This window comes from Streptomyces sp. E-08, assembly GCF_049913095.1.
GTDB lineage: Bacteria > Actinomycetota > Actinomycetes > Streptomycetales > Streptomycetaceae > Streptomyces.
The window spans coordinates 5,467,526-5,490,893 of the sequence record NZ_CP183971.1; the positions used below are offsets into that span (position 1 = coordinate 5,467,526).

General features: G+C 72.9%; 18 protein-coding genes. 11 read left to right on the forward strand and 7 right to left on the reverse strand.

Features of this window, described 5'->3' with window-relative positions; all coding sequences use genetic code 11:
* Nucleotides 1–42: 42 nt before the first annotated feature.
* Nucleotides 43–1,617: a S8 family peptidase gene (locus ACN9MM_RS25390; protein WP_426365915.1), complete on the forward strand. Its 1,575-nt coding sequence runs from the start codon at nt 43–45 to the stop codon at nt 1,615–1,617.
* Between the two features lie 123 nt (nt 1,618–1,740).
* The gene (locus ACN9MM_RS25395) at nt 1,741–2,925 is read left to right on the forward strand and encodes a DUF4190 domain-containing protein (protein ID WP_426365916.1); all 1,185 of its coding nucleotides are present in this window, start codon (nt 1,741–1,743) and stop codon (nt 2,923–2,925) included.
* Between the two features lie 163 nt (nt 2,926–3,088).
* Here ACN9MM_RS25395 and ACN9MM_RS25400 read toward each other — a convergent pair whose 3' ends face one another.
* Entirely contained in the window at nt 3,089–4,450 is a 1,362-nt protein-coding gene (locus ACN9MM_RS25400) for a glycoside hydrolase family 18 protein (RefSeq protein ID WP_426365917.1), read from the reverse strand.
* Nucleotides 4,451–4,663: 213 nt separating this feature from the next.
* Between ACN9MM_RS25400 and ACN9MM_RS25405 the strand changes: the two genes are divergently transcribed.
* The 6 genes from ACN9MM_RS25405 to ACN9MM_RS25430 all read left to right on the forward strand — a co-directional run bounded on the left by ACN9MM_RS25405 (nt 4,664) and on the right by ACN9MM_RS25430 (nt 11,595).
* The gene (locus tag ACN9MM_RS25405) at nt 4,664–5,416 is read left to right on the forward strand and encodes a GntR family transcriptional regulator (RefSeq protein ID WP_426365918.1); all 753 of its coding nucleotides are present in this window, start codon (nt 4,664–4,666) and stop codon (nt 5,414–5,416) included.
* 307 nt (nt 5,417–5,723) lie between these two features.
* Complete coding sequence (locus ACN9MM_RS25410) at nt 5,724–7,454, forward strand: purine-cytosine permease family protein (protein ID WP_426365920.1); 1,731 nt, start codon at nt 5,724–5,726, stop codon at nt 7,452–7,454.
* A gap of 155 nt (nt 7,455–7,609) precedes the next feature.
* A complete protein-coding gene (locus ACN9MM_RS25415; RefSeq protein ID WP_093874257.1) occupies nt 7,610–7,789 on the forward strand; it encodes an SPOR domain-containing protein in 180 nt (59 codons plus the stop codon).
* Between the two features lie 39 nt (nt 7,790–7,828).
* The gene (locus ACN9MM_RS25420; RefSeq protein ID WP_426365921.1) at nt 7,829–8,314 is read left to right on the forward strand and encodes a (deoxy)nucleoside triphosphate pyrophosphohydrolase; all 486 of its coding nucleotides are present in this window, start codon (nt 7,829–7,831) and stop codon (nt 8,312–8,314) included.
* 143 nt (nt 8,315–8,457) lie between these two features.
* On the forward strand, nt 8,458–8,880 hold the full coding sequence (locus tag ACN9MM_RS25425; RefSeq protein WP_426365922.1) for an ATP-binding protein: 423 nt from the start codon (nt 8,458–8,460) through the stop codon (nt 8,878–8,880).
* Between the two features lie 144 nt (nt 8,881–9,024).
* Nucleotides 9,025–11,595, forward strand: coding sequence for a SpoIIE family protein phosphatase (locus ACN9MM_RS25430; RefSeq protein ID WP_426365923.1), 2,571 nt, complete (start codon nt 9,025–9,027; stop codon nt 11,593–11,595).
* Between the two features lie 34 nt (nt 11,596–11,629).
* Here ACN9MM_RS25430 and ACN9MM_RS25435 read toward each other — a convergent pair whose 3' ends face one another.
* Entirely contained in the window at nt 11,630–12,340 is a 711-nt protein-coding gene (locus tag ACN9MM_RS25435) for a PspA/IM30 family protein (RefSeq protein WP_426365924.1), read from the reverse strand.
* Nucleotides 12,341–12,369: 29 nt separating this feature from the next.
* Nucleotides 12,370–14,457, reverse strand: coding sequence for a TPM domain-containing protein (locus tag ACN9MM_RS25440; protein ID WP_426365925.1), 2,088 nt, complete (start codon nt 14,455–14,457; stop codon nt 12,370–12,372).
* A 197-nt stretch (nt 14,458–14,654) separates the two neighbouring features.
* Here ACN9MM_RS25440 and ACN9MM_RS25445 point away from each other — a divergent pair, with 197 nt between their 5' ends.
* Nucleotides 14,655–15,680 (forward strand): hypothetical protein, encoded by a 1,026-nt coding sequence (locus tag ACN9MM_RS25445; protein WP_426365926.1) that lies wholly within the window; start codon nt 14,655–14,657, stop codon nt 15,678–15,680.
* A 92-nt stretch (nt 15,681–15,772) separates the two neighbouring features.
* Nucleotides 15,773–16,738: a transglutaminase domain-containing protein gene (locus tag ACN9MM_RS25450; protein ID WP_426365927.1), complete on the forward strand. Its 966-nt coding sequence runs from the start codon at nt 15,773–15,775 to the stop codon at nt 16,736–16,738.
* Here the strand turns inward: ACN9MM_RS25450 and ACN9MM_RS25455 are convergent, their stop codons facing one another.
* From ACN9MM_RS25455 to ACN9MM_RS25470, 4 genes are all read right to left on the reverse strand, one after another.
* Complete coding sequence (locus ACN9MM_RS25455) at nt 16,739–17,509, reverse strand: succinate dehydrogenase/fumarate reductase iron-sulfur subunit (RefSeq protein ID WP_426365928.1); 771 nt, start codon at nt 17,507–17,509, stop codon at nt 16,739–16,741.
* Nucleotides 17,506–19,389 (reverse strand): fumarate reductase/succinate dehydrogenase flavoprotein subunit, encoded by a 1,884-nt coding sequence (locus ACN9MM_RS25460; RefSeq protein ID WP_426368826.1) that lies wholly within the window; start codon nt 19,387–19,389, stop codon nt 17,506–17,508. Before ACN9MM_RS25460 ends, ACN9MM_RS25455 begins: the two co-directional genes overlap by 4 nt.
* A gap of 10 nt (nt 19,390–19,399) precedes the next feature.
* Nucleotides 19,400–20,230: a hypothetical protein gene (locus ACN9MM_RS25465; protein ID WP_426365930.1), complete on the reverse strand. Its 831-nt coding sequence runs from the start codon at nt 20,228–20,230 to the stop codon at nt 19,400–19,402.
* A gap of 111 nt (nt 20,231–20,341) precedes the next feature.
* Nucleotides 20,342–20,569, reverse strand: a complete 228-nt coding sequence (locus ACN9MM_RS25470; protein ID WP_426365931.1) for a hypothetical protein — start codon at nt 20,567–20,569, stop codon at nt 20,342–20,344.
* A 200-nt stretch (nt 20,570–20,769) separates the two neighbouring features.
* On the opposite strand from ACN9MM_RS25470, the gene ACN9MM_RS25475 reads away from it, so the two are divergent.
* Nucleotides 20,770–23,181, forward strand: coding sequence for an ABC transporter family substrate-binding protein (locus tag ACN9MM_RS25475; protein WP_426365932.1), 2,412 nt, complete (start codon nt 20,770–20,772; stop codon nt 23,179–23,181).
* The last annotated feature ends 187 nt before the right edge of the window (nt 23,182–23,368 follow it).

Below are 23,368 nucleotides of genomic sequence, written 5' to 3' on the forward strand. Positions count from 1 at the left end.
CGTGTCGTGTTCCTGCCTTACCCCCACGAGGAGGACCCCCGCATGTCAGTGCTGCGTGCACCGCGCCGCCGGACCGCCACCGCGGCGGCCGTCGCCGTCGCCGCCCTCGCCCTCGGCTCCCTCACCGCCCTCCCGGCCGCCGCCGCACCGGCCGCGCCCGAGGGCGTCGTCGAGAACGCCGGGGCCGAAGGCACCGTCCCCGGCAGCTACATCGTCACCCTCGACGAGTCCGCGCAGGCGGAGACCGCCAAGGGCCGGGCCGTCGCCGCCCGGTTCGGCGCGAAGATCAGGCGGACGTACACCTCGGCGATCAACGGCTACTCCGTCGAGCTCTCCGAGGCGCAGGCGCGGAAGCTCGCCGCCGACCCCGCCGTGCGGTCCGTCGTCCAGAACCGTGTCTTCCACGTCGACGGCACCCAGCCCTCCCCGCCCTCCTGGGGCCTGGACCGGATCGACCAGAAGGCCCTTCCGTTGAACCAGAGCTACACCTACCCGGACTCCGCGGGCCAGGGCGTCACGGCGTACATCATCGACACCGGCGTCCGCATCACCCACAGCGACTTCGGCGGCCGCGCCTCCTACGGCTACGACGCCATCGACAACGACAACACCGCCCAGGACGGCCACGGTCACGGCACCCACGTCGCCGGGACCGTCGCGGGCTCCTCGTACGGCGTCGCCAAGAAGGCGAAGATCGTCGGGGTCCGCGTGCTCGACAACTCCGGCTCCGGCACGACCGAGCAGGTCGTCGCGGGCATCGACTGGGTGACGCAGAACGCCGTCAAGCCGGCCGTCGCCAACATGAGCCTCGGCGGCGGCGTCGACAGCGTCCTCGACCAGGCCGTCCGCAACTCGATCGCCTCCGGCGTCACCTACGCGGTCGCGGCCGGCAACGAGACCGACAACGCCGCGAACCACTCACCCGCGCGCGTGGCCGAGGCGATCACGGTCGGCGCCACCACGTCGACCGACGCCAAGGCCAGCTACTCCAACTACGGCAGCGGCCTCGACCTCTTCGCCCCGGGCTCCTCCATCACCTCGTCCTGGAACAGCAGCGACTCCGCCACCAACACCATCTCCGGTACGTCGATGGCGACCCCGCACGTCGTCGGCGCCGCGGCGCTCTACCTGGCGGACAACCCGACGGCGACCCCGGCGCAGGTCTCCGCGGCCCTCGTGAGCGCCGCCACGCCCAACGTCGTCACCAGCCCCGGCACCGGCTCCCCGAACAGGCTGCTGTACGTGGGCGGCGGCACCACCACGCCGCCCACCGGCCCGAAGTTCGAGAACACCGCGGACTTCGCGATCAACGACAACGCGACCGTCGAGTCCCCGGTCACCGTCAGCGGCGTCACGGGCAACGCCCCCGCCGCGCTCCAGGTGCCGGTCAACATCGTCCACACCTACATCGGCGACCTCCAGGTCCAGCTGATCGCCCCCGACGGCTCGGCGTACACGCTGAAGGCCTTCGGCACGGGCGGCAGCACGGACAACATCAACACCACGTACACCGTGAACGCCTCCTCGGAGGTCGCCAACGGCACGTGGAAGCTGCGGGTCACGGACAACGCGAACCTCGACACCGGGAAGATCGACTCCTGGGCCCTGCAGTTCTGATCCAGGCCGAGACACTCCACGGCTGAAACAGGGGGGCGGTCGCCTGCGGGCGGCCGCCCCTTACGTACGATGCGCGACCGAGCGTTTGTTCGCATCGCCCGCCCGTCACAGGAGCACGCACCCGTGGAGCCGAGCCAGCCGAGCCAGCCGACCCCGCCGCCCGCAGGCGGCCCGCAGCCCGGGGGCGGCCCGCAGTCCGGAGGATGGCCCGCACCGGGCCCGTACACCTCCCCGGGCATGCCCTACGCGCCGTACGGGCAACCGGGCCCGCCCGGCGCCGTCCCCTACGGACAGCCGCCGCGCCGCACCACCAACGGGCTCGCCGTCGGCTCCCTCGTCTCCGGCATCGTGTGCTGCCTCCCGCCCCTCGGGCTGGTCCTCGGCCTCGTCGCCCTGCCGCAGATCAAGAAGAAGGACCAGAACGGCAGGGGACTCGCCATCGCCGGCATCGTGCTCTCCGCCCTCAGCTGCCTGCTGCTCGTCGTCGGCCTCGCGAGCGGTGGCTTCGGCTCGGCGTGGCACAGCTTCAAGGAGGGCTTCGACGAGGCCTCCCGCTCGCGGTCGGCCTACGCGCTGCGCACGGGGCAGTGCTTCACGGACCACAGCCAGGGCGAGGAGTTCGCGACGGACGTCCGCACCGTCGACTGCGCCCGCCCGCACGACGGCGAGGTCAGCGGCAGCTTCAAGGTCACCGGCATCGCCGAGTGGCCCGGCGACGACGCGATCGAGGACATCGCCGACAGGCGCTGCGCGCCGATCAACGCGGCCTACGCGATGGACACCTGGGCGATCCCGCGGAACGTCGGGCTCTCCTACTACCAGCCCAGCCGGGAGAGCTGGCGGCTCGGAGACCGCGAGGTGACCTGTACGTTCACCGGAGAGAAGCCGTTCTCGGGCTCGGTGCGCTCCGACTCGACCCGGCTGACCCTCGACCAGGAGCACTTCCTGCTGAGCCTCAACCCGATCGAGACGGTCATCTACCGGGAGGCGGAGGAGGACCCGGACGAGGACGTCGAGGCCAACCGGCAGTGGGCCGGCGAGCTCCTGGCCGCGATCGACTCGGCCCGCTCGGGCCTGCGGGAGCACGACTGGCCCGGCACGTCCAAGGCTGCGCTCGCGGCGCTCGGCAAGGAGCTCGACACGGCCTCGAAGCGCTGGGGCGCGGTCACCGCGACGGCCGACGAGGACGCGTACTGGGAGCGGTACGACGCCGCCTGGGACGCCCTTCCCGAGGACCTGGGCGCCGAGGCGCGGACCGCGCTCGGTCTGACGGGCACGCCGCCGGCGGGCGAGGGCGCCCAGGCCTGAGCCGGGCGCGCGGTGTGCGAACGGGGCCGGGTCTCCCTCGTCGGGAGTCCCGGCCCCGTCGGGTGCGGACCGGCGACGGTGGACCGGGGACGGCGGCCCGTGACCGACCGCCGTTCCGGACCACCGTGGGCGGCGGGGCGCCGGTCCGCGGCTCGTGGGCGCGTCAGCGCCGGGTGAGGCCCCGGTCGATGGCGGTGATCAGCTCGCCGTCGGGGGTGTCCCCGTCGAGGGACCAGACCATCGCGCCGCCGAGCCCGTTCCGGCGTACGTAGGAGGCCTTGGTGCGCAGGACGGTGGGGTCGTCGTACGTCCACAGGGTCGTGCCGTCGAAGAGCCAGGCGTGCCCGTTCCCCGCTCCCCGGTAGAGCTTGTACGTCCCCGAACCCGCCAGCTGCTTCAGGTACTTGTAGTCCTCGGAGCCGGCCGTCCAGGTGGCCGGGGCGGGGCCGGCCGCGGGCTGCCCGAGTCCGTCGCCGCCCCCGGTCACGCCGGTCCAGCCCTGGCCGTAGAAGGGCATGCCGACCACGAGCTTGTGGGCGGGGGCGCCGCGCCGCAGCCAGGCCCTGACGGTCTGGTCGACGCTGAAGTCGTCCTTGGCGAAGAGCGCCGACTGCTGGGCGGTGGTCTTCTCGCCGGACACGTGGAAGTCGTACCCCTGAAGGTTCACGAAGTCGAAGTCCCGCATGATCTTCGAGACCTCGAAGCCCGCGTCGATCTTGGCGGGCGCGGTCGGCACGTACGCGCTGAGGTCGTAGTGCCTGGGCTTCTTCAGCGAGCGGCCGTAGGCGTCGAGCTGCGTGCGGAACTCCCGTACGACCTTGGTGAAGTTGGGCTTGTCCTCGGGGCGGATCACGTTCCCGGGGGCGCCGTCCGAGCCGGGCCACTCCCAGTCCAGGTCGACGCCGTCGAAGAGCCCGGCGGCGGCCCCGGCGCCGCCCCGGGCGCCGTCGACGGGCAGGTTGCCCTTGATGTACGTGTCGATGCAGGAGGCGACGAGGGCCTTGCGGCCGGCGTCGGTGCGCACCGCGTCGGAGAAGTGCGCGGATCCGCTCCAGCCGCCCAGGGAGATCATGACCTTCAGGCCGGGGTTCATCGCCTTGAGCTCGCGCAGTTCGTTGAAGTTCCCGGCCAGTCGCTGGTCGGCGGTGTCGCCGGTGCCGTCGACGGAGTTCGCCGCGTCGACGGGGCGGACGTAGTCGGCCCACGGGTCCGAGCCGGGGACGTTGCCCATGAGGCACGTGCCGTCCGAACCGACCACGCCGAAGGCGTAGTTGATGTGGCTCAGCTTGGCGGCCGTGCCGCTCGTCTCCAGATCCCTGACCTGGAAGTTCCGGCCGTAGATGCCCCATTGGGTGAAGTAGCCGACGCGCTTGAGCGCGGGCGTGTGCGCGGTCGCCCGCGGGGACGCGGACGTGTGCGGGGCCCGGGGGTGCGCGTCGGCGGCGGGGGCCAGGGTGGCGAGGAGGCCGAGGGCGGCCGCGGCGGCGGTGCCGAGGGTCAGCGTGGTCAGGGCTCTGGGGCGCATGGGCTCGTTCCTGTGCGAGGCGGGATGGAGCGTGCGGGCAGGAACTTATTGGTCTGGACCAATAGGGGTCAAGGGGTGCGGCGACATCTCCCTGCGGGTGACCGCGGGTGGCCGGGATCGTCATCACTTCGAGTGAAACTCTGGCCCATGCTTGCGGATCGCGACCGTCGGTTGTCAGGCTGTAGCTGACAGTCAACCTGAGGGGAGTGTCCAGTGACGTTCGGTGAGCAGCCCGCCTATCTGCGCGTGGCGAGCGATCTGCGGGAGAAGATCGCCAACGGCTCGCTTCCGCCGCATACCCGCCTCCCCTCGCAGGCACGCATCCGCGAGGAGTACGGGGTGTCGGACACCGTCGCGCTGGAGGCCCGCAAGGTGCTCATGGCGGAGGGGCTCGTGGAGGGGCGCTCGGGTTCCGGGACCTATGTGCGCGAGCGGCCCGTCCCGCGGCGGATCGCCCGCTCCGGCTACCGCCCCGCGTCCGGCGCGAGCCCGTTCCGCCAGGAGCAGGCCGCCGAAGGGGCCCGCGGCACCTGGGAGTCGCGCAGCGAGCAGGAGCCGGCGAGCGTCGAGGTGGCCGAGCGGCTCGGGATCGAGCCCGGGGAGCGGGTGATGCGCACGCGGTACGTGTACCGGGACGGGGGCGAGCCCATGATGGTCTCCACCTCGTGGGAGCCCCTCGCCGTCACCGGCCGGACGCCGGTCATGCTGCCCGAGGAGGGCCCGCTGGGCGGCTGCGGCGTCGTCGAGCGGATGGCGGCCATCGACGTCGTCGTGGACAACGTGGTGGAGGAGGTGGGGGCCCGGCCCGGCCTCGCCGAGGAACTCCTGGCCCTCGGAGGGGTGCCGGGGCACGTGGTCATGGTCCTGGAGCGGACGTACTACGCCTCGGGTCGCGCGGTCGAGACGGCCGACGTCGTCGTACCGGCCGACCGCTACCGCATCGCGTACCACCTGCCGGTGAGGTGAGGTGAGGTGAGCCGTCGGCGGCCGGGGGGAGGGCCGTCGGGGGCGGGTGGGGGCCCGCCCGTGGCTGGGGACTCTCGTCGGGGGAGGCCCGCCCGCGGCCGGGAGCTTCGTCGGGCGGAGGCCCGCCCGCGGCCGGGGCGTCGGCGTGACCGTTCAGCGGGGCGGCGCGTCCGGGCGGCGTGACGCCGAGTTAACGGGGCGTCAGTCCGTGTTACCGCGTGGCAATCCCGCGCCGCCGCCGTACGTCACGCGCGGCTCCTACCTTCCTCGTCCGTACCCGCGACCCGGTCGGACGACAGGAACCCTCATGACGGACACGGTCACCCCACCCACCCCGCAGCCGGAGGCGGCCTCCGGGCCGCCCGCCGGACCCCGCCGCAGCTACGCCAGGCTGGCCGCGGACGAGAGCCGCGAGGACTACTCCCTGCGGTACGCCCCGCACTCCTTCCGGCGCTGGTCGCCGGGGACCGTCGCCGGCACCGCGCTCGGCGGCATCGCCTACCTCGCCGACTTCGCGATCGGCGCCTCGATCGTCTTCACCTACGGCTTCACCAGCGGCCTCGCCTCGATCCTCACCGCCGCCGCCGTCATCTTCCTCACCGGCATCCCCATCGCCCGGGCCTGCGCCACGTACGGCCTGGACATGGACCTCGTCACGCGCGGCGCCGGATTCGGCTACTTCGGCTCCACGCTCACCTCGCTCATCTACGCCTCCTTCACCTTCATCTTCTTCGCCCTCGAAGGCTCGATCATGGCCCAGGCCATGCACCAGGCCGTCGGCCTGCCGGTGCAGGTCGGCTACCTCGTCACCACCCTGATCGTCATCCCGATCGTCTTCCGCGGGATGGGCGCCCTCGCCAAGGTGCAGGCCTGGACCCAGCCGATCTGGCTCGTCGGCCTGGTGCTGCCCTTCGTCGTGCTCGCGTTCGAAGCCCCCGACGCCTGGGGCGCCTTCGCCTCCTTCGGCGGTACGGAGGGCGCCGGCGCGGGCTTCTCGTGGATCGGCTTCGGCCTCGGCACGGGCGTCGCGCTCTCGCTGATCGCCCAGATCGGCGAACAGGCCGACTACCTGCGCTTCATGCCGGCGAAGACCGCCGCGAACAAGCGCCGGTGGAACCTCGCCGTGCTCGCCGCCGGACCCGGCTGGGTCGTGATCGGCGCCGCCAAGCAGCTCGGCGGCGCCCTTCTCGCCTTCGTCGCCCTGGAGGCCGTCGGCAAGACCCACGCCCTGGAGCCGATCGCCCCGCAGATCGAGGCGCTCAGGCCCTGGCTCGGCTCGGTCGCGCTGCCCGCCGCGGCGCTCTTCGTGATCGTCTCCCAGGTCAAGATCAACGTCACCAACGCCTACAGCGGCTCGCTGTCCTGGTCGAACTTCTTCTCCCGCGTCACCCACCGGCACCCCGGGCGCGTCTGGTACATCTTCCTCAACCTCGCCATCGCGCTGACGCTGATGGAGATGAACATGTTCGCCGCCCTGAACAAGCTGCTCGGGTTCTACTCCAACGTCGGCATCGCCTGGATCGCGGCCGTCGCCGCCGACCTCGTCATCAACAAGCGGGCGGGCTGGAGCCCCCCGTACATCGAGTTCAAGCGCGCCTACCTGTACGCCGTGAACCCGGCCGGCTTCGGTGCCATGGTCATCGCCTCCGTCGTGTCGATCCTCGCCTTCTTCGGTCTCTTCGGTGTGTACGCCGAGGCGTTCTCCACCTTCATCGCCGCCGGCCTCGCCCTCGTCCTCTGCCCGCTCATCGCCCGGGCCACCAAGGGCCGCTACTACCTGGCCCGCCCCAACACGGTGAACGGTCCCGGGGTGGAGGTCGCCGACGAGCGGGCGACCCACACCTGCGCCGAGTGCGAGACGGCCTACGAGCTGCCGGACATCGCCGACTGCCCGGTGCGCTCCGGCCCCGTCTGCTCCCTCTGCTGCTCGCTCGACGCCACGTGCGGGGACGCCTGCCGCAAGGACCCCGAGGGCGAGGGCCGCGGCCCCGTCCTGATGCCGGTGCCCACCGTTCCCGCGGCGGCGCCCGGGGCGTGACCTTCGGCCTCCCTTCGTCGGTTCCCGGCCGATCCGTGCCTCTTTGTGAAAACCCGTATCCGCTGTGTGAAGGTCAGGCGTAAGCTCCGGCATATGCGGATCGCGGTTTCCCGGAGACCCTTGGCGGCGCCCGGACCGGCGGAGGGAGAAGCCTGATGACCGACAGCGGCCCCGTCCTTCCCTGGCTCGTCATACGGCAGGACGACAACGGCAACCGCTACCGGGTGGGGCGGTACGCGACGAAGGACGAAGCCCAGAAGATCGCGGACAGTCTCGACGACCGCGGCCACAAGCAGCTCTACTGGGTCGAGCGCATCGGCAGTCCCGCCCTCTGACCCGGGCGGCACCGGCCGGGCCGGGCTACGCTCGCGCCCATGACGGAACGCACCACCGGCCCCGCCGCGCCCCACGAGCCTCCGCACGACGCCGGCCCCGGCCAGGGGGCCGGCGTCGTGGTCGTCGTCGCCGGTGCCCTGTACGACCAGGGGCGGCTGCTCGCCGCGCGCCGCAGCGCCCCCGTCGAGCTCGCCGGCCGCTGGGAGCTGCCCGGCGGCAAGCTCGAACCGGGCGAGCGCCCGGAAGAGGCCCTGGTCCGCGAGCTGCGGGAGGAGCTCGGCGTGGAGGTCGAGCCGGGCGAGCCCCTCCCCGGCGAGTGGCCGCTGAAGCCCGGATACGTCCTGCGGGTGTGGACCGCGCGGCTGCTCTCCGGTGAACCGCGCCCCCTGGAGGACCACGACGAGCTCCGCTGGCTCGCCCGGAGCGAGCTGGATTCGGTCGACTGGCTCGACCAGGACCGCCCCGCCGTCGCCGAGGCCGCGCTGAGGCTGCCCGCGACCCCCGGCGGCGGAGCGCGCGACTGAGTTCCTACGCCGTTCGTGCCACCGTGCGCCCGCTGACGCCCCCGACGGGATATCCCGCCCCGAATAGCGGGTATGTCCAGAATGTCCCCTCGGGAGGGGGCGTGGACCTTCCTGCTGACGCACGGCTGGGGAAGTGATCGGGTGTGATCGACACCGACGGCGAGCGCGCGGAGTGGCACTTCCCGGCGGAGGCGAACGCCGTGCGCACGGCCCGCCACGCGGTGCGCGAGACCCTGCGCGCCTGGGAACTCGACAGAGACCTCGGCGATGTGACCGTCCTGCTGGTCAGCGAGCTGGTGACCAACTCCCTGCGGTACGCCTCCGGACCCATCGGGGTCCGGCTCGTCCGCCCCCGCTCCGACGGCGCCGACCCGGCGCATCCCCCGGCGCTCCTGGTGGAGGTCTCCGATCCGCTTCCGGATCCCCCCACCGAAAGGGCCCCGGGACCCGACGACGAAGGGGGCCGAGGCCTCGGCCTCGTGGCCTGTTCCGCACGCCGCTGGGGGACCCGTAGAGGAAGCACGGGCAAAACCGTATGGTTCGAGCTGGCTCTCCCTGGTGAGTAAACAGGGAGGGACAACGATCACCGGTACTCGGCGAGGGACGAACGAGACCACCCTGTGATCGTGAACGTCGTGCCGTCGGGGCCTGCCGTATTGAATACTGCGGGCATGGCCGGTCCGGTGCGGTGAGCTGGAGGGGACGGTCGCGTGAGCGAGATACCTGAGACGGCGAGCGGCGGCGTCGTGTGGCAGAGCAGCCCGCCCGGCTCGATCTATGACTACATCCGGGTGGCGTCCTTCTCGATCGGGCCCGACGGCCTCGTCGAGCAGTGGAGCCGAAGGGCCGTGGACCTGTTCGGGGTCACCGCCGAGGAGGCCAGGGGCAAGGACCCCGTCGAGGCCTTCATGCCCGCCGACCTGCGCGAGCGCGGTCACCGGCGGGTCAAGGAGATCCTCGACGGCAAGGAGTGGACGGGCCTCGTCCCGTTCCGCATGCCCGGCGAGGACCGGCCCCGGGGCATCGCCGAGATGTACGTCATGCCGAGCGAGACCCAGACCGGGGAACGGGCCGCGCTGTGCATCGTCGTCGACGTGCGCGCCCTGCGCCGCATCGAGACCGACCTCGCCGCCTCCCAGGCGATATTCGGCCAATCCCCCTTCGGCTTCCTCCTCTTCGGCACCGACCTCACCGTGAAGCGGGCCAACCGGCGCTTCGCCACCGTCTTCGGCGGCGAGGCCGACGACCACCGGGGCCGGACCGTCCACGACTACCTGGGCCGCGCCGAGGCCGACCGGATGACCACCGCCCTCCGGCGGGTCCTGGAGACCGGCGAGTCCGTCACCGACTTCCAGATCGTCGGCGCCGCCCCCGGCGCCCGGGACCGCCGCCACTGGTCCATCAACCTCTACCGCGTGCACAGCGGCTCCGGCCGCCCGATCGGCGTCGCCGGGCTCGGCATCGACGTCACCCGACGCCACAACGCCGCCCGCGAAGCCGCCAGCGCCCGCCGCAACCTCGCCCTGCTCAACGAGGCCGGCGCCCGCATCGGCAACTCCCTCGACCTGGAGGCCACCGCCCGCGAGCTCCTCGACGTCGCCGTCCCCGGCTTCTGCGACCTCGCCTCCGTCGACCTCTTCCAAGGCCTCCTCACCGGCGACGAGGCACCACCGGGCCGCTGGGGGAACTCCCACGACGTCGGCTACGGGGCGGGCAGCGCCGAACTCCGCAGGGTCGCCTTCGCCAGCGCCGTCTCCGACACCCCCCTCAGGACCGACGAGGGGCACGGCCCCGACAGCGGCTGTTGCGGACCCGTGCCCATCGAGGTCGGCGCCGTCCACCGCTACCCCTTCAACTCGCCCTGCGCCGGGGCCCTGCGCACCGGACGCGTCCGCACGGTCCCGGGCGCCGAGGGCGACCTCGTCCAGTCCACGCTCGTCGTCCCGATGGTCGCCCACGACACCCTCGTCGGCCTCGTCCAGTTCTCCCGCGCCAAGGGCAGCGAGCCCTTCGGGGAGCGCGACCGGGCCCTCGCCGTCGAACTCGCCGCCCGCGCCGCCGTCTGCATCGACAACGCGCGCCTCTACCGGCGCGAGCACGAGCGGGCCCTGATCCTCCAGCGCAGCCTGCTCCCGCCCGGCGACCCCGAGGCCGCGGGCCTCGACATCGCCTGCCGCTACCTCCCCGGCACCGCCGCCACCGAGGTCGGCGGCGACTGGTTCGACGTCATCGAACTCCCCGGACACCGCACCGCGCTCGTCATCGGCGACGTCATGGGCCGCGGCCTGCGCGCCGCCGTCGCCATGGGCGAACTCCGCACCGCCGTCCGCACCCTCGCCCAGCTCGACCTGGAGCCCGCCGAGGTCCTCTCCCACCTCGACGAGATCGCCCGCGGCCTGGGCGCCCCCATCGGTGCCCAGCAGTCCCGCACCCACAAGAACCGGGGACCCGAACTCTCCGAGGTCTACCTCGCCACCTGCGTCTACGCCGTCTACGACCCGGTCACCCGCCGCTGCACCTTCGCCAACGCCGGGCACCTCCCGCCGGTGCTCGTCGAACCCGGCGAGGAGGCCCTGCTCCTCGACGTACCCCCGGGGATGCCGCTCGGCGTCGGCGGGGAGCCCTTCGAGGAGGTCGAGGTCGAACTGCCCGAGGGCGCCCTCCTCGCCCTCTACACCGACGGGCTCGTCGAGTCCCGCGACCACCCCCTGGACGAGGGGCTCCAGGCCTTCCGGCGCGCCCTCACCGACCCGGACCGTCCCCTGGAGGACGTCTGCGACCGGGTCCTCACCAGCCTGAACACCGGACACGGCGAGGACGACATCGCCCTCCTCATGGCCAGGATCCAGGGGCTGCCCAGCGAGGCGGTCGGCGACTGGCGGCTGCCCAGGGAACCCCGCTCGGTCGGCCGGGCCCGCGAACTCGCCCGCGCCCAGCTCGCCGCCTGGGACCTCGAAGCGCTCGTCGACACCGTCGAACTCCTCGTCAGTGAACTCGTCACCAACGCCCTGCGCTACGGCGAGGGGGAGATACGGCTCCGCCTGCTGCGCGACCGCACCCTCGTCTGCGAGGTCTGGGACGCCGGCCTGGTCCAGCCACGGCGCCGCAGGGCCCGGGACACCGACGAGGGAGGCCGCGGCCTCCAGCTCGTCGGACTGCTCTCCTCCTCCTGGGGCTCACGCCGCACCCCGCGCGGCAAGACCGTCTGGTTCGAACTGGACCTTCCGGACGGCGAGGGGGCGGCGGAGCCCACGGTGGAACAGCTCCTCAGCATGTTCTGAGCGGCCGCTGTTCCGTCGTCAGCTTGTTCCGTCGTCAGCCCTTGAGCGCGGCCAGCCGGGCCTCGATCTCGGCGCTGTCGCCGAGCGCGTCCAGCTGCTCGAACTGGGCGTCCAGCGAGGAGGCGGCCAGCTCCTGCCTGCCCAGCGCCTTCGCCTCCTCGCGGCGCACCTTGTCCTCGAAGCGGCTCAACTCGCTCGTCGGATCGAGCACGTCGATGTTCTTCACGGCGTCCGTCATCCGGTTCTGCGCCCGGGCCGACGTGGCGCGGGCGACCAGCTCGTCGCGCTTGGCCCGGAGCTCGCCGAGTCTGGCCTTCATCTGGTCGAGGCCGGTCCTGAGCTTCTGTACGACCTCGGTCTGGGCGGCGATCGTCGGCTCGGCGGTCCTCGCCTCCTTCTCCGACTGGAGCTGGCGGCCCAGCGCCACCTTCGCCAGGTTGTCGAAGCGGTCCGCCTCCGCCGTCTGCCCGCCGGCCCGCAGCTCGTCCGCCTTCCTGCTGGCGGCCAGCGCCTTGCCGCCCCACTCCTTCGCCGCGTCCACGTCCTCCTGATGGTCCTGCTCCATCAGCCGGAGGTTGCCGATGGTCGCCGCCACCGCCTCCTCCGCCTCCGCGATGTTGTTCGCGTAGTCGCGGATCAGCTGGTCGAGCATCTTCTGCGGATCCTCCGCCTGGTCGATGAGGGCGTTGATGTTCGCCTTCGCGAGCTGGGTGACCCGGCCGAGGATCGTCTGCTTGCTGCTCATGGCACCACTCCTTGGAGATCTCGTGGAACTCAGAAACGGCCTCCGCCGCCCAGCCGGCCGCGCGTGCCGCTGCCGCCGAAGCTGCCGGGCCCGCCGCCGAAACCTCCGCCCCCGAATCCGCCCCCTCCTCCTCTGCCGGACCCGCCGCCGAACAGTCCGCCGAGGATGATGCCGCCGAGCACCGCACCGCCGAGCCCGCCGCCACCGCTTCCTCCCACTCCTGATACACCGCCCAGGCCGTTCGGGTTCCCGTACGTGCGGACGTCCTGCTCGGCGAGGTCCTGGGCGCGCCGGGCCAGTGCGTCCGCCTGCTGCGCCTCCACGAGCGCCGCCTGCGGGTCGCCGTCGGCCGCGAGCGACCGCGCCTTCTCCCAGCGGCGCTGGGCCTCGGCGAGGCGCGTCCGGGCCTCACTGCCCACCGCGCCCCGGTGCGTGGTGATGTAGTCGGCGGCCGCCCCGATCGCCGAACGGGCCGTCAGCATCACCTGATCGAGGAGCGTGCGGGCGCGCCGCGTCCCCGACGCGCGTTCCCGCGCCCCCTCCAGCGTCTCGTCGAGCGCCCCGTCGGCCTCCTCGACCCGGCGCAGGGCGTCGATCGGGTCGTACCGCCCGGCGTCCACACCGCGCCGCACCTCGGCGATCACCGACTCGGCGCGGGCGATCCGGCCCTGGAGGTCGGCCGTGGACACCCCCTCGGCGGTGCCCTTCAACAGCCCGCGGGCCTCCGCCAGGTCCGCGTCCGTCTCCGCGAGCGCGCCCGTCAGCCTCCCCACGGCCTCGGCCAGCTCCTGCGCCCGCCGGTCCACCGCCTCGATCAGCCGGGCCGCCTGGTCCACCGCGCCCTCGGCGGCCCGGATGTGCACCGCGGCGCCGCCGTTGTCACCGGCGTCGATCTGCCGGCGGGCCTGGTCGACGTGGGCCGTGGCGAACACGAGCCGGTCCTTCGCCTGCTCGACGTCACCGGCGACGGGGGCGGCGGCCGTCTCCGCGTACCGCTCGCGCATCGCGGTCAGCGTCGCCCCGGCCGTCGCGATCCGCCCGGTCTGCTCCCGGAACGCCGCCTCCACCGCGGCAAGCGCCTCCGGGGCCGTGCTCTCCAGGGCGCGGAGCCGGTCGAAGTCCTCCGTCTCGGCGTCGAGCCGCGCGTTCGCCTCGGCGCAGCGGCGGAGGATCTCCTCCAGCATGCTCCGGCGGGTCGCGTCGTCCTCGGGGAAGGAGTCGTCGAGCTTCTGCCGCAGCCGGAACGAGGCGGTCAGCTGCTCCTTGGCGAAGTCGACCGCCTCGGTGAAGGGGCGCACCGCCTCCTCGCCGAACTGGGCCGACGCGAAGCCGAGTTCCTCCTGGCTGGTGCGGACGGCGTCGTCGGTGGCGACCAGGGTCCGGCGGGCCTCCCCGTCGAGCTCGGCCGGCGACGGCGGCGCGGTCTCCTTCGGCGGGCCCCAGCCCTGCCCGCCGCCGGGAGTCGTGCGGGTCTCGGTGCGGCGCCGCCGTTTGGTGTACGCGTAGGCCGCGACGGCCCCCGCGCCGCCGACGAGGACCACGGGCAGCACGAGGTCGGTGGCCGAGGTGCCGTCGTCGGGCGCGGTCCCGGGGTCGGCGGGTCCGGGGGTGACGGCCGGGGTGGGGACGGGCCGGCCGGCGAGGACGGCGTCGTAGCCGTTCGCCGCGCCGATGGCGGCGCCGGCCCAGTCGTTCTGCCGCAGGGCCGGTTCGATCGCGGTCCGGGCGACCTCGTCGAGCTGGGCCTGGGTGAAGCGGGAGTCGGGGTCGGCCGAGTAGCCGTACTGCCGGTCGTGGGTGGCGACGGCGAGCAGCAGGTCGTCGACGCCGAGCCCGTTGCGTTCCGCGGTGGCGTCGGCCCAGCTCTGGCCGGAGCGGCCGGAGAAGTCCCGTACGTAGACGACGAAGAGCTGGACGCGCCGGTCGTCGTAGAGCCGGTCGAGGGCCTCGACCACGGAGGCGCGGCGGTCCCCGAGGGCGTCCACGCGGTCGGTGATCTGCCCGTCCCGGGACAGGGCGACGGGGTCGTCGGCGTGTGCACCGTGTACGGCGGGCACGAGGAGCCACCACGCCGCCACCAGCACCGCGAGAAGGGCTCGGGTGGCTATTCGTGTCACAGAAGGGAGGCTATGTCCCTGTATGCACGCTCGCGACCGGACCGCGGACCCACCCGCGACCGGGCCGCCGCCGTCCCCGCACCCGGGCCGAAGTGCGGACTCGCGCCGTCCGGAAACCGTTTCCCTCGCCCGGGCGTCACTGTCAGTAGCCGCCGTTACGGTGGTTCCAGTGACGCGACGGCTCTTGGGGGGCTCGGGTGGACGGACGGCTGAGGCGTGTGTGGAGGCGGGGGCGCTGGTTCGTCCTCGGCCTGGTCCTGTTGCTCGTGGTGCCCCCGCTCTTCGGCGCACTGGCGCTGCGCGTCAGCTACACGGGCGACCTCAGGGACGACGCGCGGACCCGCGGCAAGGACGCCTTCTGGATCGGGCACGCCTGGGTCGACGGACGGAAGAAGGACGCGGACCTCACGGCGCTCGCCGCGCGTCTGAAGGACAGCGGCATCCGTGACCTGTACGTGCACGCCGGGCCCCTGGAGCACGACGGGACCCTGCCGGCCGCGAGGTACGCCCGCGCCGAGTGGCTGATCGACGGCGTGCACCGTCTGATGCCCGGGATACGCGTCCAGGCCTGGCTCGGCGACGTCCTGGCGAGCGAGGGGCCCGTGGGCCTGCGCCTGGAGGACGCCGGGTCGCGCCGCGCCGTCGTGGGCTCGGCCCGGCAGATCCTCGACGCCGGCTTCGACGGGGTCCACTTCGACCTGGAGCCGCTGCACTCCGACGACCGGGACTACCTCTCCCTCCTCGACGACCTCGGGAAGCTGACCCGGGCCCGCAAGGCCCCGCTCTCGGTGGCCGCCCACCAGATCGACCCGCTGCCGGGCGCCCACACGGCGCTGGGGGCGGTCAGCTCCAACGGCAGCGAGAAGTGGTGGTCGCAGGAGTTCTTCGGCGAGGTCGCCCGCCGCGTCGACCAGATCGCCGTCATGTCGTACGACACCTGGATGCCGCTGGAGAGCCTGTACGGCGGGTACGTCGCCCAGCAGACGTCCCTCGCCCTGGAGGTGACGCCGGAGAGCACGGACCTGCTCATGGGCCTCCCCTTCTTCCACGAGGACGACCTCGGGCACCACGAGAACGCGGAGACGGTCGCCGCGGCCGTCAAGGGAGCGAGACTCGGCCTGGGCCGCACCGACCCCGGCCGCGAGCGGTTCGGCCTCGCGCTGTACGTCGACTTCGCGGCGGAGGAGGGGGACTGGGCGGCCTACCGGGCGGGCTGGCTCTGAGCCGGGAGGGCCCCCGAGTGCCGGGGCGGGACCGGGCGGAGGAGGATGAGGCCGGGTGGCCCGGGCGGGCCGCCCGTGAGGGGGAGTGCGTCATGACCAGCCGTCTGCTGATGCCCGTCCGCGCGCGGGATGCCGAGGCGCTCGCGCGGGAGGTACCCGGGTCCACCCGGCCCACCCCGGTCCTGGACCTGGAGCACCCGCTGGTGACGGAGCTCGTGGCCCGGGTGCTGCGCGAGTCCGCGGCGCGCGGGGCGGTCACCGACCGCGCCCGGCTCCAGGTGGCGCACGGCATCCTCGTCACCGCCGTGCGGCCGGTGTACTCCGTCGAGGACCGGCGCCGGGTGTCGCGCACCCTGCGCCTCGGCCGCGGCTCGTGCAGCCAGCGGATGGCGGTCCTGGAGGCGGTGGCACGGTCCCTCGGCGTGGAGACCCGGGTGCGCGGCCTGCTGGTGGACGGCTCCTTCTGGTACCCGAGGTTCCCGAAGCTCCGCGCGTTCGTCCCGGAGGAGGTCCTCCTCGCCTGGCCGGAGTTCCGGCTCGACGGCGCGGGCGGCGCGGACGGCACGGACGGCGGCACCGGGGACGCCTGGGTCCCGATCGCCGAGCTGTTCACCGGGCTCGGCCCCTCCGCGCACGGCGGCGGGTTCACCAACTCCGGGGCCGAGACGCTCTTCGAGGCCGTCGCCCGGACCGCCGTCGACTGGGACGCGCCGGTCGCGTGCGCCGGGTCGGCGCCCTGCGACCTGTCCGCCCACCTGCGGGCGGACCTCGGCCGCTTCTCCTCGCGCGACGAGCTGTTCGACCTCCACGGGCAGACCCTGTGCCGCACCGCCCGCACCCTCGCCGAGCCGGTCCTCGGCCGCTGGAACGCGGGTGCGGGCGACGGCGGTACTAGGGGGGTGTCTTGCCGATCAGGCCGGGCTCGCGGCGCCTGGCACCGCGCCTCGCCGCGTTGTCGTCGGTCGACAACGCTCCGCGTTGCCTCCCTCCTCCGCCTTGCGATGCCCGGCACCAGACGCCGCTCCCTGATCCGGCCTGATCGACAAGACACCCCCTAGCTAGGTCTTCCGCCGCCTGATCGTGTTCCCGAGCCAGACGAGCGGGTCGTACTTCCGGTCCACGACCCGCTCCTTCAGCGGGATCAGGGCGTTGTCGGTGATCCTGATGGACTCCGGGCAGACCTCGGTGCAGCACTTGGTGATGTTGCAGTAGCCGAGGCCGTGCTCCTCCTGCGCGGTCTTCCGCCGGTCGAGCCCGGCCTCCTCCGCCGCGTCGAGGGGGTGCATGTCGAGCTCCGCGACCCGCATGAGGAAGCGGGGCCCGGCGAACGCCTCCTTGTTCTCCTCGTGGTCGCGCACCACATGGCAGGTGTCCTGGCACAGGAAGCACTCGATGCACTTCCTGAACTCCTGCGAGCGGTCCACGTCCTCCTGCCGCATCCGGTACTCGCCGGGGCCGAGTCCGGCGGGCGGGACGAACGCCGGGATCTCCCGGGCCTTCGCGTAGTTGAAGGACACGTCCGTGACCAGGTCGCGGACGACGGGGAAGGCGCGCATGGGGGTGATCGTGACCACCTCGTCCCGCGCGAAGACCGACATCCGGGTCATGCACATCAGCCGCGGCCGGCCGTTGACCTCGGCCGAGCACGACCCGCACTTGCCCGCCTTGCAGTTCCAGCGCACGGCCAGGTCGGGGGCCTGGGTGGCCTGGAGGCGGTGGACGATGTCGAGGACCACCTCGCCGTCGTGCACCTCGACCGTGTAGTCGGTGAGCTCCCCGCCGTCGGTGTCGCCGCGCCAGATCCGGAAGCGGGCCTCGTACGTGCTCATGCGTCCAGCTCCTCCTCCGCCAGGTACTTCGCCAGCTCCTCCTTGTCGAAGAGGGCGAGCAGGTCCGGCCTGATGGGCTCGGTGCGCACCCGCTCCAGGGCGACCCCGCCGTCCCCGGCCCGGCAGAGCAGGTTCACCGGGCGCCAGGACCGCTCCATCGTGGGACGGTCCTCGCGGGTGTGCCCGCCCCGGGACTCGGTGCGCTCCAGGGCGGCCCGGGCCACGCACTCGCTCACCAGGAGCATGTTGCGCAGGTCGAGCGCGAGGTGCCAGCCGGGGTTGAACTGCCGGTGTCCCTCGACCACGATCCGTCCGGCCCGCTCCCGCAGCGCGGCGATCCGCTCCAGGGCCTCGGCCATCTCGCTCTCCCGCCGGATGATCCCGACGAGGTCGTTCATGGTCTGCTGGAGCTCCTGGTGGAGCGTGTACGGGTTCTCCGGAGGCCCCGCGTCGACCGGGTCGAACGGGGCCAGCGCCTCCGCCCGTGCGGCGGTCACGTCGTCCTCGACGACTCCGCCGCCGGCCCCCGACATCGCGTACTGCGCCGCGTGGAGCCCGGCCCGCCGCCCGAAGACCAGCAGGTCGGAGAGCGAGTTCCCGCCGAGCCGGTTGGAGCCGTGCATGCCGCCCGCGACCTCACCGGCGGCGAAGAGGCCGGCCACCCCGACCGTGGCGGCCGTCTCCGAGTCGACGGCGACCCCGCCCATCACGTAGTGGCAGGTCGGCCCGACCTCCATCGCCTCGGCCGTGATGTCGACGTCCGCCAGCTCCTTGAACTGGTGGTACATCGAGGGCAGCCGGCGCCGGATCCTCTCCGCCGGCATCCGGGTCGACACGTCGAGGAAGACACCGCCGTGCGGGGAGCCGCGCCCCTCCTTCACCTCGGAGTTGATGGCCCGCGCCACCTCGTCGCGCGGCAGCAGCTCGGGCGGGCGCCGGTTGTGGTCGGGGTCCTCGTACCAGCGGTCGCCCTCCTCCTCCGACTCGGCGTACTTCTCCTTGAAGACGTCGGGGACGTAGTCGAACATGAAGCGCCGGCCCTCGGAGTTCCGCAGGACCCCGCCGTCGCCGCGTACGGACTCGGTGACCAGGATCCCCTTCACCGAGGGCGGCCAGACCATGCCGGTCGGGTGGAACTGCACGAACTCCATGTTCACCAGGGGCGCACCGGCGAGCAGGGCGAGCGCGTGGCCGTCGCCCGTGTACTCCCAGGAGTTCGACGTGACCTTGAAGGACTTGCCGATGCCGCCGGTCGCGAGGACCACCGCAGGCGCCTCCAGGACGAGGAAGCGCCCGCTCTCCCGCTCGTAGCAGAAGACCCCCGAGACCCTCCCGTCACCGTCCTTGAGGATGCGGGTGACGGTGAACTCCTGGAAGACCTTCAGGCGCGCCTCGTGGTCGCCGGTCTCCCGGTGGTCCTCCTGCTGGAGGCCGACCACCTTCTGCTGGAGGGTCCGCAGGAGTTCGAGACCGGTACGGTCGCCGACGTGCGCGAGCCGCGGGTACTCGTGGCCGCCGAAGTTCCGCTGGGAGATCCGGCCGTCCGGGGTGCGGTCGAAGAGCGCGCCCCAGGTCTCCAGCTCCCAGACCCGCTCGGGGGCCTCCTGGGCGTGCAGCTCGGCCATCCGCCACTGGTTGAGGAACTTCCCGCCGCGCATGGTGTCCCGGAAGTGCGTCTTCCAGTCGTCGTGCTCGTTGGCGTTCGCCATGGAGGCGGCGATGCCGCCCTCGGCCATCACCGTGTGCGCCTTGCCGAAGAGGGACTTGCAGATGACGGCGGTGCGCGCACCGGCCCGGCGCGCCTCGATCGCGGCCCGCAGCCCGGCGCCGCCCGCGCCGACCACGACCACGTCCCACAGCTGCCGTTCCACGGAGCTCACAGCACTCATGTCAGAAGAACCTCGGGTCGTCGAAGGCGCCGGTGGCGAGCAGGTACACGTACAGGTCGCAGACGGCGACGCTGATCAGCGACGCCCAGGCGAGTTGCATGTGACGCCGGTTCAGGCGCCCCACCCAGGTCCACAGCCGGTAGCGGACGGGGTGCTTCGAGAAGTGCCGCAGACGGCCGCCGACGATGTGCCGGCAGGAGTGGCAGGAGAGGGTGTACGACCAGATGAGGACGATGTTGACGAGGAAGACCAGCGTCCCGAGCCCGGCGTGGCCCCAGGCGTAGTCGGCGTCCCGGAAGGTCAGCGCGGTGTCGTACGTGAGGATCCCGGCGACCGGCACCGCCGCGTAGAAGAAGTACCGGTGGAGGTTCTGCAGGAGCAGCGGGAAGCGGGTCTCGCCGGTGTACGTGCGGTGGGGCTCGGCGACCGCGCAGGCCGGGGGAGCCGCCCAGAACCCCCGGTAGTACGCCTTGCGGTAGTAGTAGCAGGTCAGCCGGAAGCCCAGCGGGAAGACCAGGATCAGCAGGGCGGGGGAGAGCCCCCACCAGCTGCCGAAGAGCTCCCAGTTCGGGCCGCCCCGCATGGGGACGCAGTTCTCCGCGAGGCAGGGCGAGTAGAACGGGGAGACGTACGGGGCGGCGTAGTAGTGGGCGTTCGCGAAGGCCCGCCACGTCGAGTACGCGACGAAGGCGAGCAGTCCGGCCGCGGTGACGGCGGGGGAGAGCCACCAGCGGTCGGTCCGCAGATGGCGGGCCGCGATGGCGGCGCGCCCCGGGGAGCGCACCCCCGTCGCGGCCCGGCGACTCGTCGGGGGTTGCGTACCTGTGGCCAACAGGGCCTCCTCGGCTCTACGGCTCTACGGCTCTACGGCTCTACGGCTCTACGGCTCTACGGGTCCGCGGCTCCACAGCTCTCGGCTCCGCGGCTCGACGCCCCGATGCCTCTACGGCGCGTGGCGGTCGCGTGCGCCCAGGCCCTCGTCGTCGACGTCGGTCCACTTCCCGGCGTCGTACGGGGCCTCGGGAATGGTCACCATGCTCTGCGCACGGTCGGCGGACGGCGTGGGTGGCGCGCCCCGCTCCGCCCCGACGCGGCGTTCCAGTTCTTCGACCGTGTGTTCCAGGTCCTGCAGGCGGCGCCTGACGGCCGCCAGATCGTCCTGAACGGACATGGTTGCCCTCACCTTCGTGAGTGTCGCGCGTCACATCTCGCTTGGGAAGTCGTGTGCACGGGCGGTTGGGCCGCACGAGTGGGGTTTGCCGGGCGCCCCGCCGTGTCGCCGTGGCCGGATCTGCTCCGTCCTTTTCAGTGTATGAGCAATAGGTCTGATCATCTCCAAATGGCATAAATCTGGACGAAGGGGTACAAGTCATGTCCCAGATCGGCGCCCCTCGCGGGAGGACATGCTCCAGGAGCCCGCGCTCCCGCACGCTCCGCTCCGTCGCCACCCTCACGAGCGCGGCCCTCGCGGTCACCGTCCTCGCCGGCTGCAGCTCCGGCGACGAGGCCGACGAGACCCCGGCCGCGGCCCAGGACTACGCGCCCGCCGCACGCGACCGGGTCGCCGACGGCGGCACCCTCCGCTGGGCCGTCGACGCGCTGCCCACCACGCTCAACAGCTTCCAGGCCGACGCCGACGGCACCACCTCGCGCATCGCCGGGGCCGTGCTCCCCTCCCTCTACACGCTCGACGGGCGGGGCCGGCCGCAGCTCAACCCCGACTACCTGGAGACCGCGCAGGTCGTCGAGACCGAGCCCAAGCAGGTCGTCCTCTACAAGCTCAACCAGCAGGCGGTGTGGAGCGACGGCCGCGAGATCGGCGCCCCCGACTTCGTGGCCCAGTGGCGCGCGCTGAGCGGCCGCGACACCGCGTACTGGACCGCCCGCAACTCCGGCTACGAGCGGATCGAGAAGATCGAGCGCGGCAAGAACGACCTGGAGGTCCGGGTCACCTTCGCCAAGCCCTACGCCGACTGGCAGTCCCTCTTCACGCCCCTCTACCCGAAGCAGGTGATGGGTTCCCCGAACGCCTTCAACGACGGGGCGCGCACCACCCTCAAGGCCACTGCAGGACCGTTCCTGCTCAAGACGGTCGACCGGAAGAGCGGCGACGTCACCCTCGCCCGCAACCCCCGCTGGTGGGGCCAGCCCGCCAAGCTCGACAGCGTCGTCCTCAAGGTCGTCCCCCGCGCCGGCCGGGCCGACGCGCTCGCCGCGGGCACCCTCGACCTGGCCGAGATCGACCGGTCCGCGGCCGATCGGATCACCCTCGCCCTCCGGGACGCCCGCGCCGGCCGGAACGGCGCCGAGGCGGCCCTCGCCCACGGCCCCGGCGCCGCCGTCACCCCCTCCAAGGCCCTGAAGTCCTGGGCCCTCGCCCACGGCTCCGACGACGAGAAGGCGGCGGAGGTCCAGGCGGCCCGCAAGAAGAACCAGGAGGCGATCACCCGGTACGCGAGCGCCCAGGACACCCTGGCGAAGTACGTGGTCCGCAAGTCCCTGGAGCCCGCCTACACCCAGCTCTCGCTGAACGGCGAGTCCGGCCCGCTGGCCGACGAGCGGGTACGGCGAGCGGTGGCCCGCGCCATCAACCGCCAGGAACTGGCCGAATCCGTGCTCAAGCCGCTCGGCCTCCCCGCCCTGCCCCCCGGCAGCCACCTCGCCCTCGCGGGCCAGGCGGCGTACGCGGACAGCAGCGACGCGCTCGGCGGCCAGGACACCAAGGAGGCGCAGGCGCTCCTCGCCGACGCGGGCTGGGTCCCCGGCGGCGCGCTCCGGAAGCCCGCCGGGACCAAGGCGGGCAGCGAGGCGGAGCAGGAGGCGGAGAAGAAGAAGGAGGGCGAGAAGAAGACCACGGAGAAGACCCCGGAGAAGGCGACGGAGAAGAAGGCCGAGGGCTCCACCGACGCCAAGAAGGCGAGCGACACCGCCTCCGACGAGGGCCTCTACATCGTGGGCGACGACAAGCCCGGCGACCGCCGCGCCGTCCCCGCCCCCGTCATCGGTGCGAACGGCCCCGAGAGCGGCACGGACGTGCTCACCCCGGGATCCGCCGCCGCCCGCCAGAGCGCCGCGCTCCTCGCCCGCGCCGAGGCGCTCGACACCGGTGCCGGCGGCCGCGCCGCCCAGTCGGCCGCCAAGCCGGACCAGGGCATGGCCGGGGCCTACGCCCCGCGCGGCACCGCGGCCCCCGTGACGGCCCCCGAGGCCGGCAAGTCCCTCGGCAAGGACGGCAAGGCACTGAGCCTCCGCTTCGTCCTGCCGTCCGGGCCGGGCTCCGAGTCGCTGCGGGCGGTCGGGGACAAGATCGTCCGGATGCTCGACGCGGTCGGGATCCGCACCGAGGTCACCAAGGTCTCGGACGACAGCTTCTTCAAGGACCACGTGGCCTCGGGCGACTACGACCTGGCCCTCTACTCCTGGCCGGCCTCCGCCTTCCCGGCGACCGACGCCCGGCCGATCTTCGCCAAGCCCGAGCCGGCCTCGGACGGCTCGCTCCTGGTCGAGCAGAACTACTCCCGCGTCGGCACCGACCGCATCGACCAGCTGTTCGACCAGGCGGCGGGGACGCTCGACGAGGAGGAGGCCCGCGAACTGGTGCGCCAGGCCGACGCCCGGATCTGGGCCGCGGCCGGTTCCATCCCCCTCTACCAGCGCCCGCAGCTGGTCGCCGCCAGGGCCGATCTGGTGAACGCCGGGGCCTGGGGGCTCGCCGCTCCCCGCTACCAGGACATCGGCTTCAAGAAGCCCGAACCCGCCAAGGGACCCGAGCGAACCCCCTGAAAGCACTGAAAGCTCTGAAACCGCTGGTCGCAACCTCAGAAGCAGCTCAATATCCTTGCCCGCCGGTGATCCCGGCGGGCAGGATCGCGTCGGCCCTTTGACCCGGTCGCACGACCTGCCCCACACCCCCCAGCACTCCCGGCAACACCTCTCGGATCTTGGCCGGGGAAGCCCCTTGCGCGGCAGC

Coding starts and splice junctions, on each gene's coding strand:
- ACN9MM_RS25390 (WP_426365915.1), top strand. CDS start 43: ATGTCAGTGCTGCGTGCACCGCGCCGCCGGACCGCCACCGCGGCGGCC.
- ACN9MM_RS25400 (WP_426365917.1), bottom strand. CDS start 4,450: ATGCGCCCCAGAGCCCTGACCACGCTGACCCTCGGCACCGCCGCCGCG.
- ACN9MM_RS25410 (WP_426365920.1), top strand. CDS start 5,724: ATGACGGACACGGTCACCCCACCCACCCCGCAGCCGGAGGCGGCCTCC.
- ACN9MM_RS25415 (WP_093874257.1), top strand. CDS start 7,610: ATGACCGACAGCGGCCCCGTCCTTCCCTGGCTCGTCATACGGCAGGAC.
- ACN9MM_RS25420 (WP_426365921.1), top strand. CDS start 7,829: ATGACGGAACGCACCACCGGCCCCGCCGCGCCCCACGAGCCTCCGCAC.
- ACN9MM_RS25435 (WP_426365924.1), bottom strand. CDS start 12,340: ATGAGCAGCAAGCAGACGATCCTCGGCCGGGTCACCCAGCTCGCGAAG.
- ACN9MM_RS25450 (WP_426365927.1), top strand. CDS start 15,773: ATGACCAGCCGTCTGCTGATGCCCGTCCGCGCGCGGGATGCCGAGGCG.
- ACN9MM_RS25455 (WP_426365928.1), bottom strand. CDS start 17,509: ATGAGCACGTACGAGGCCCGCTTCCGGATCTGGCGCGGCGACACCGAC.
- ACN9MM_RS25470 (WP_426365931.1), bottom strand. CDS start 20,569: ATGTCCGTTCAGGACGATCTGGCGGCCGTCAGGCGCCGCCTGCAGGAC.
- ACN9MM_RS25475 (WP_426365932.1), top strand. CDS start 20,770: ATGTCCCAGATCGGCGCCCCTCGCGGGAGGACATGCTCCAGGAGCCCG.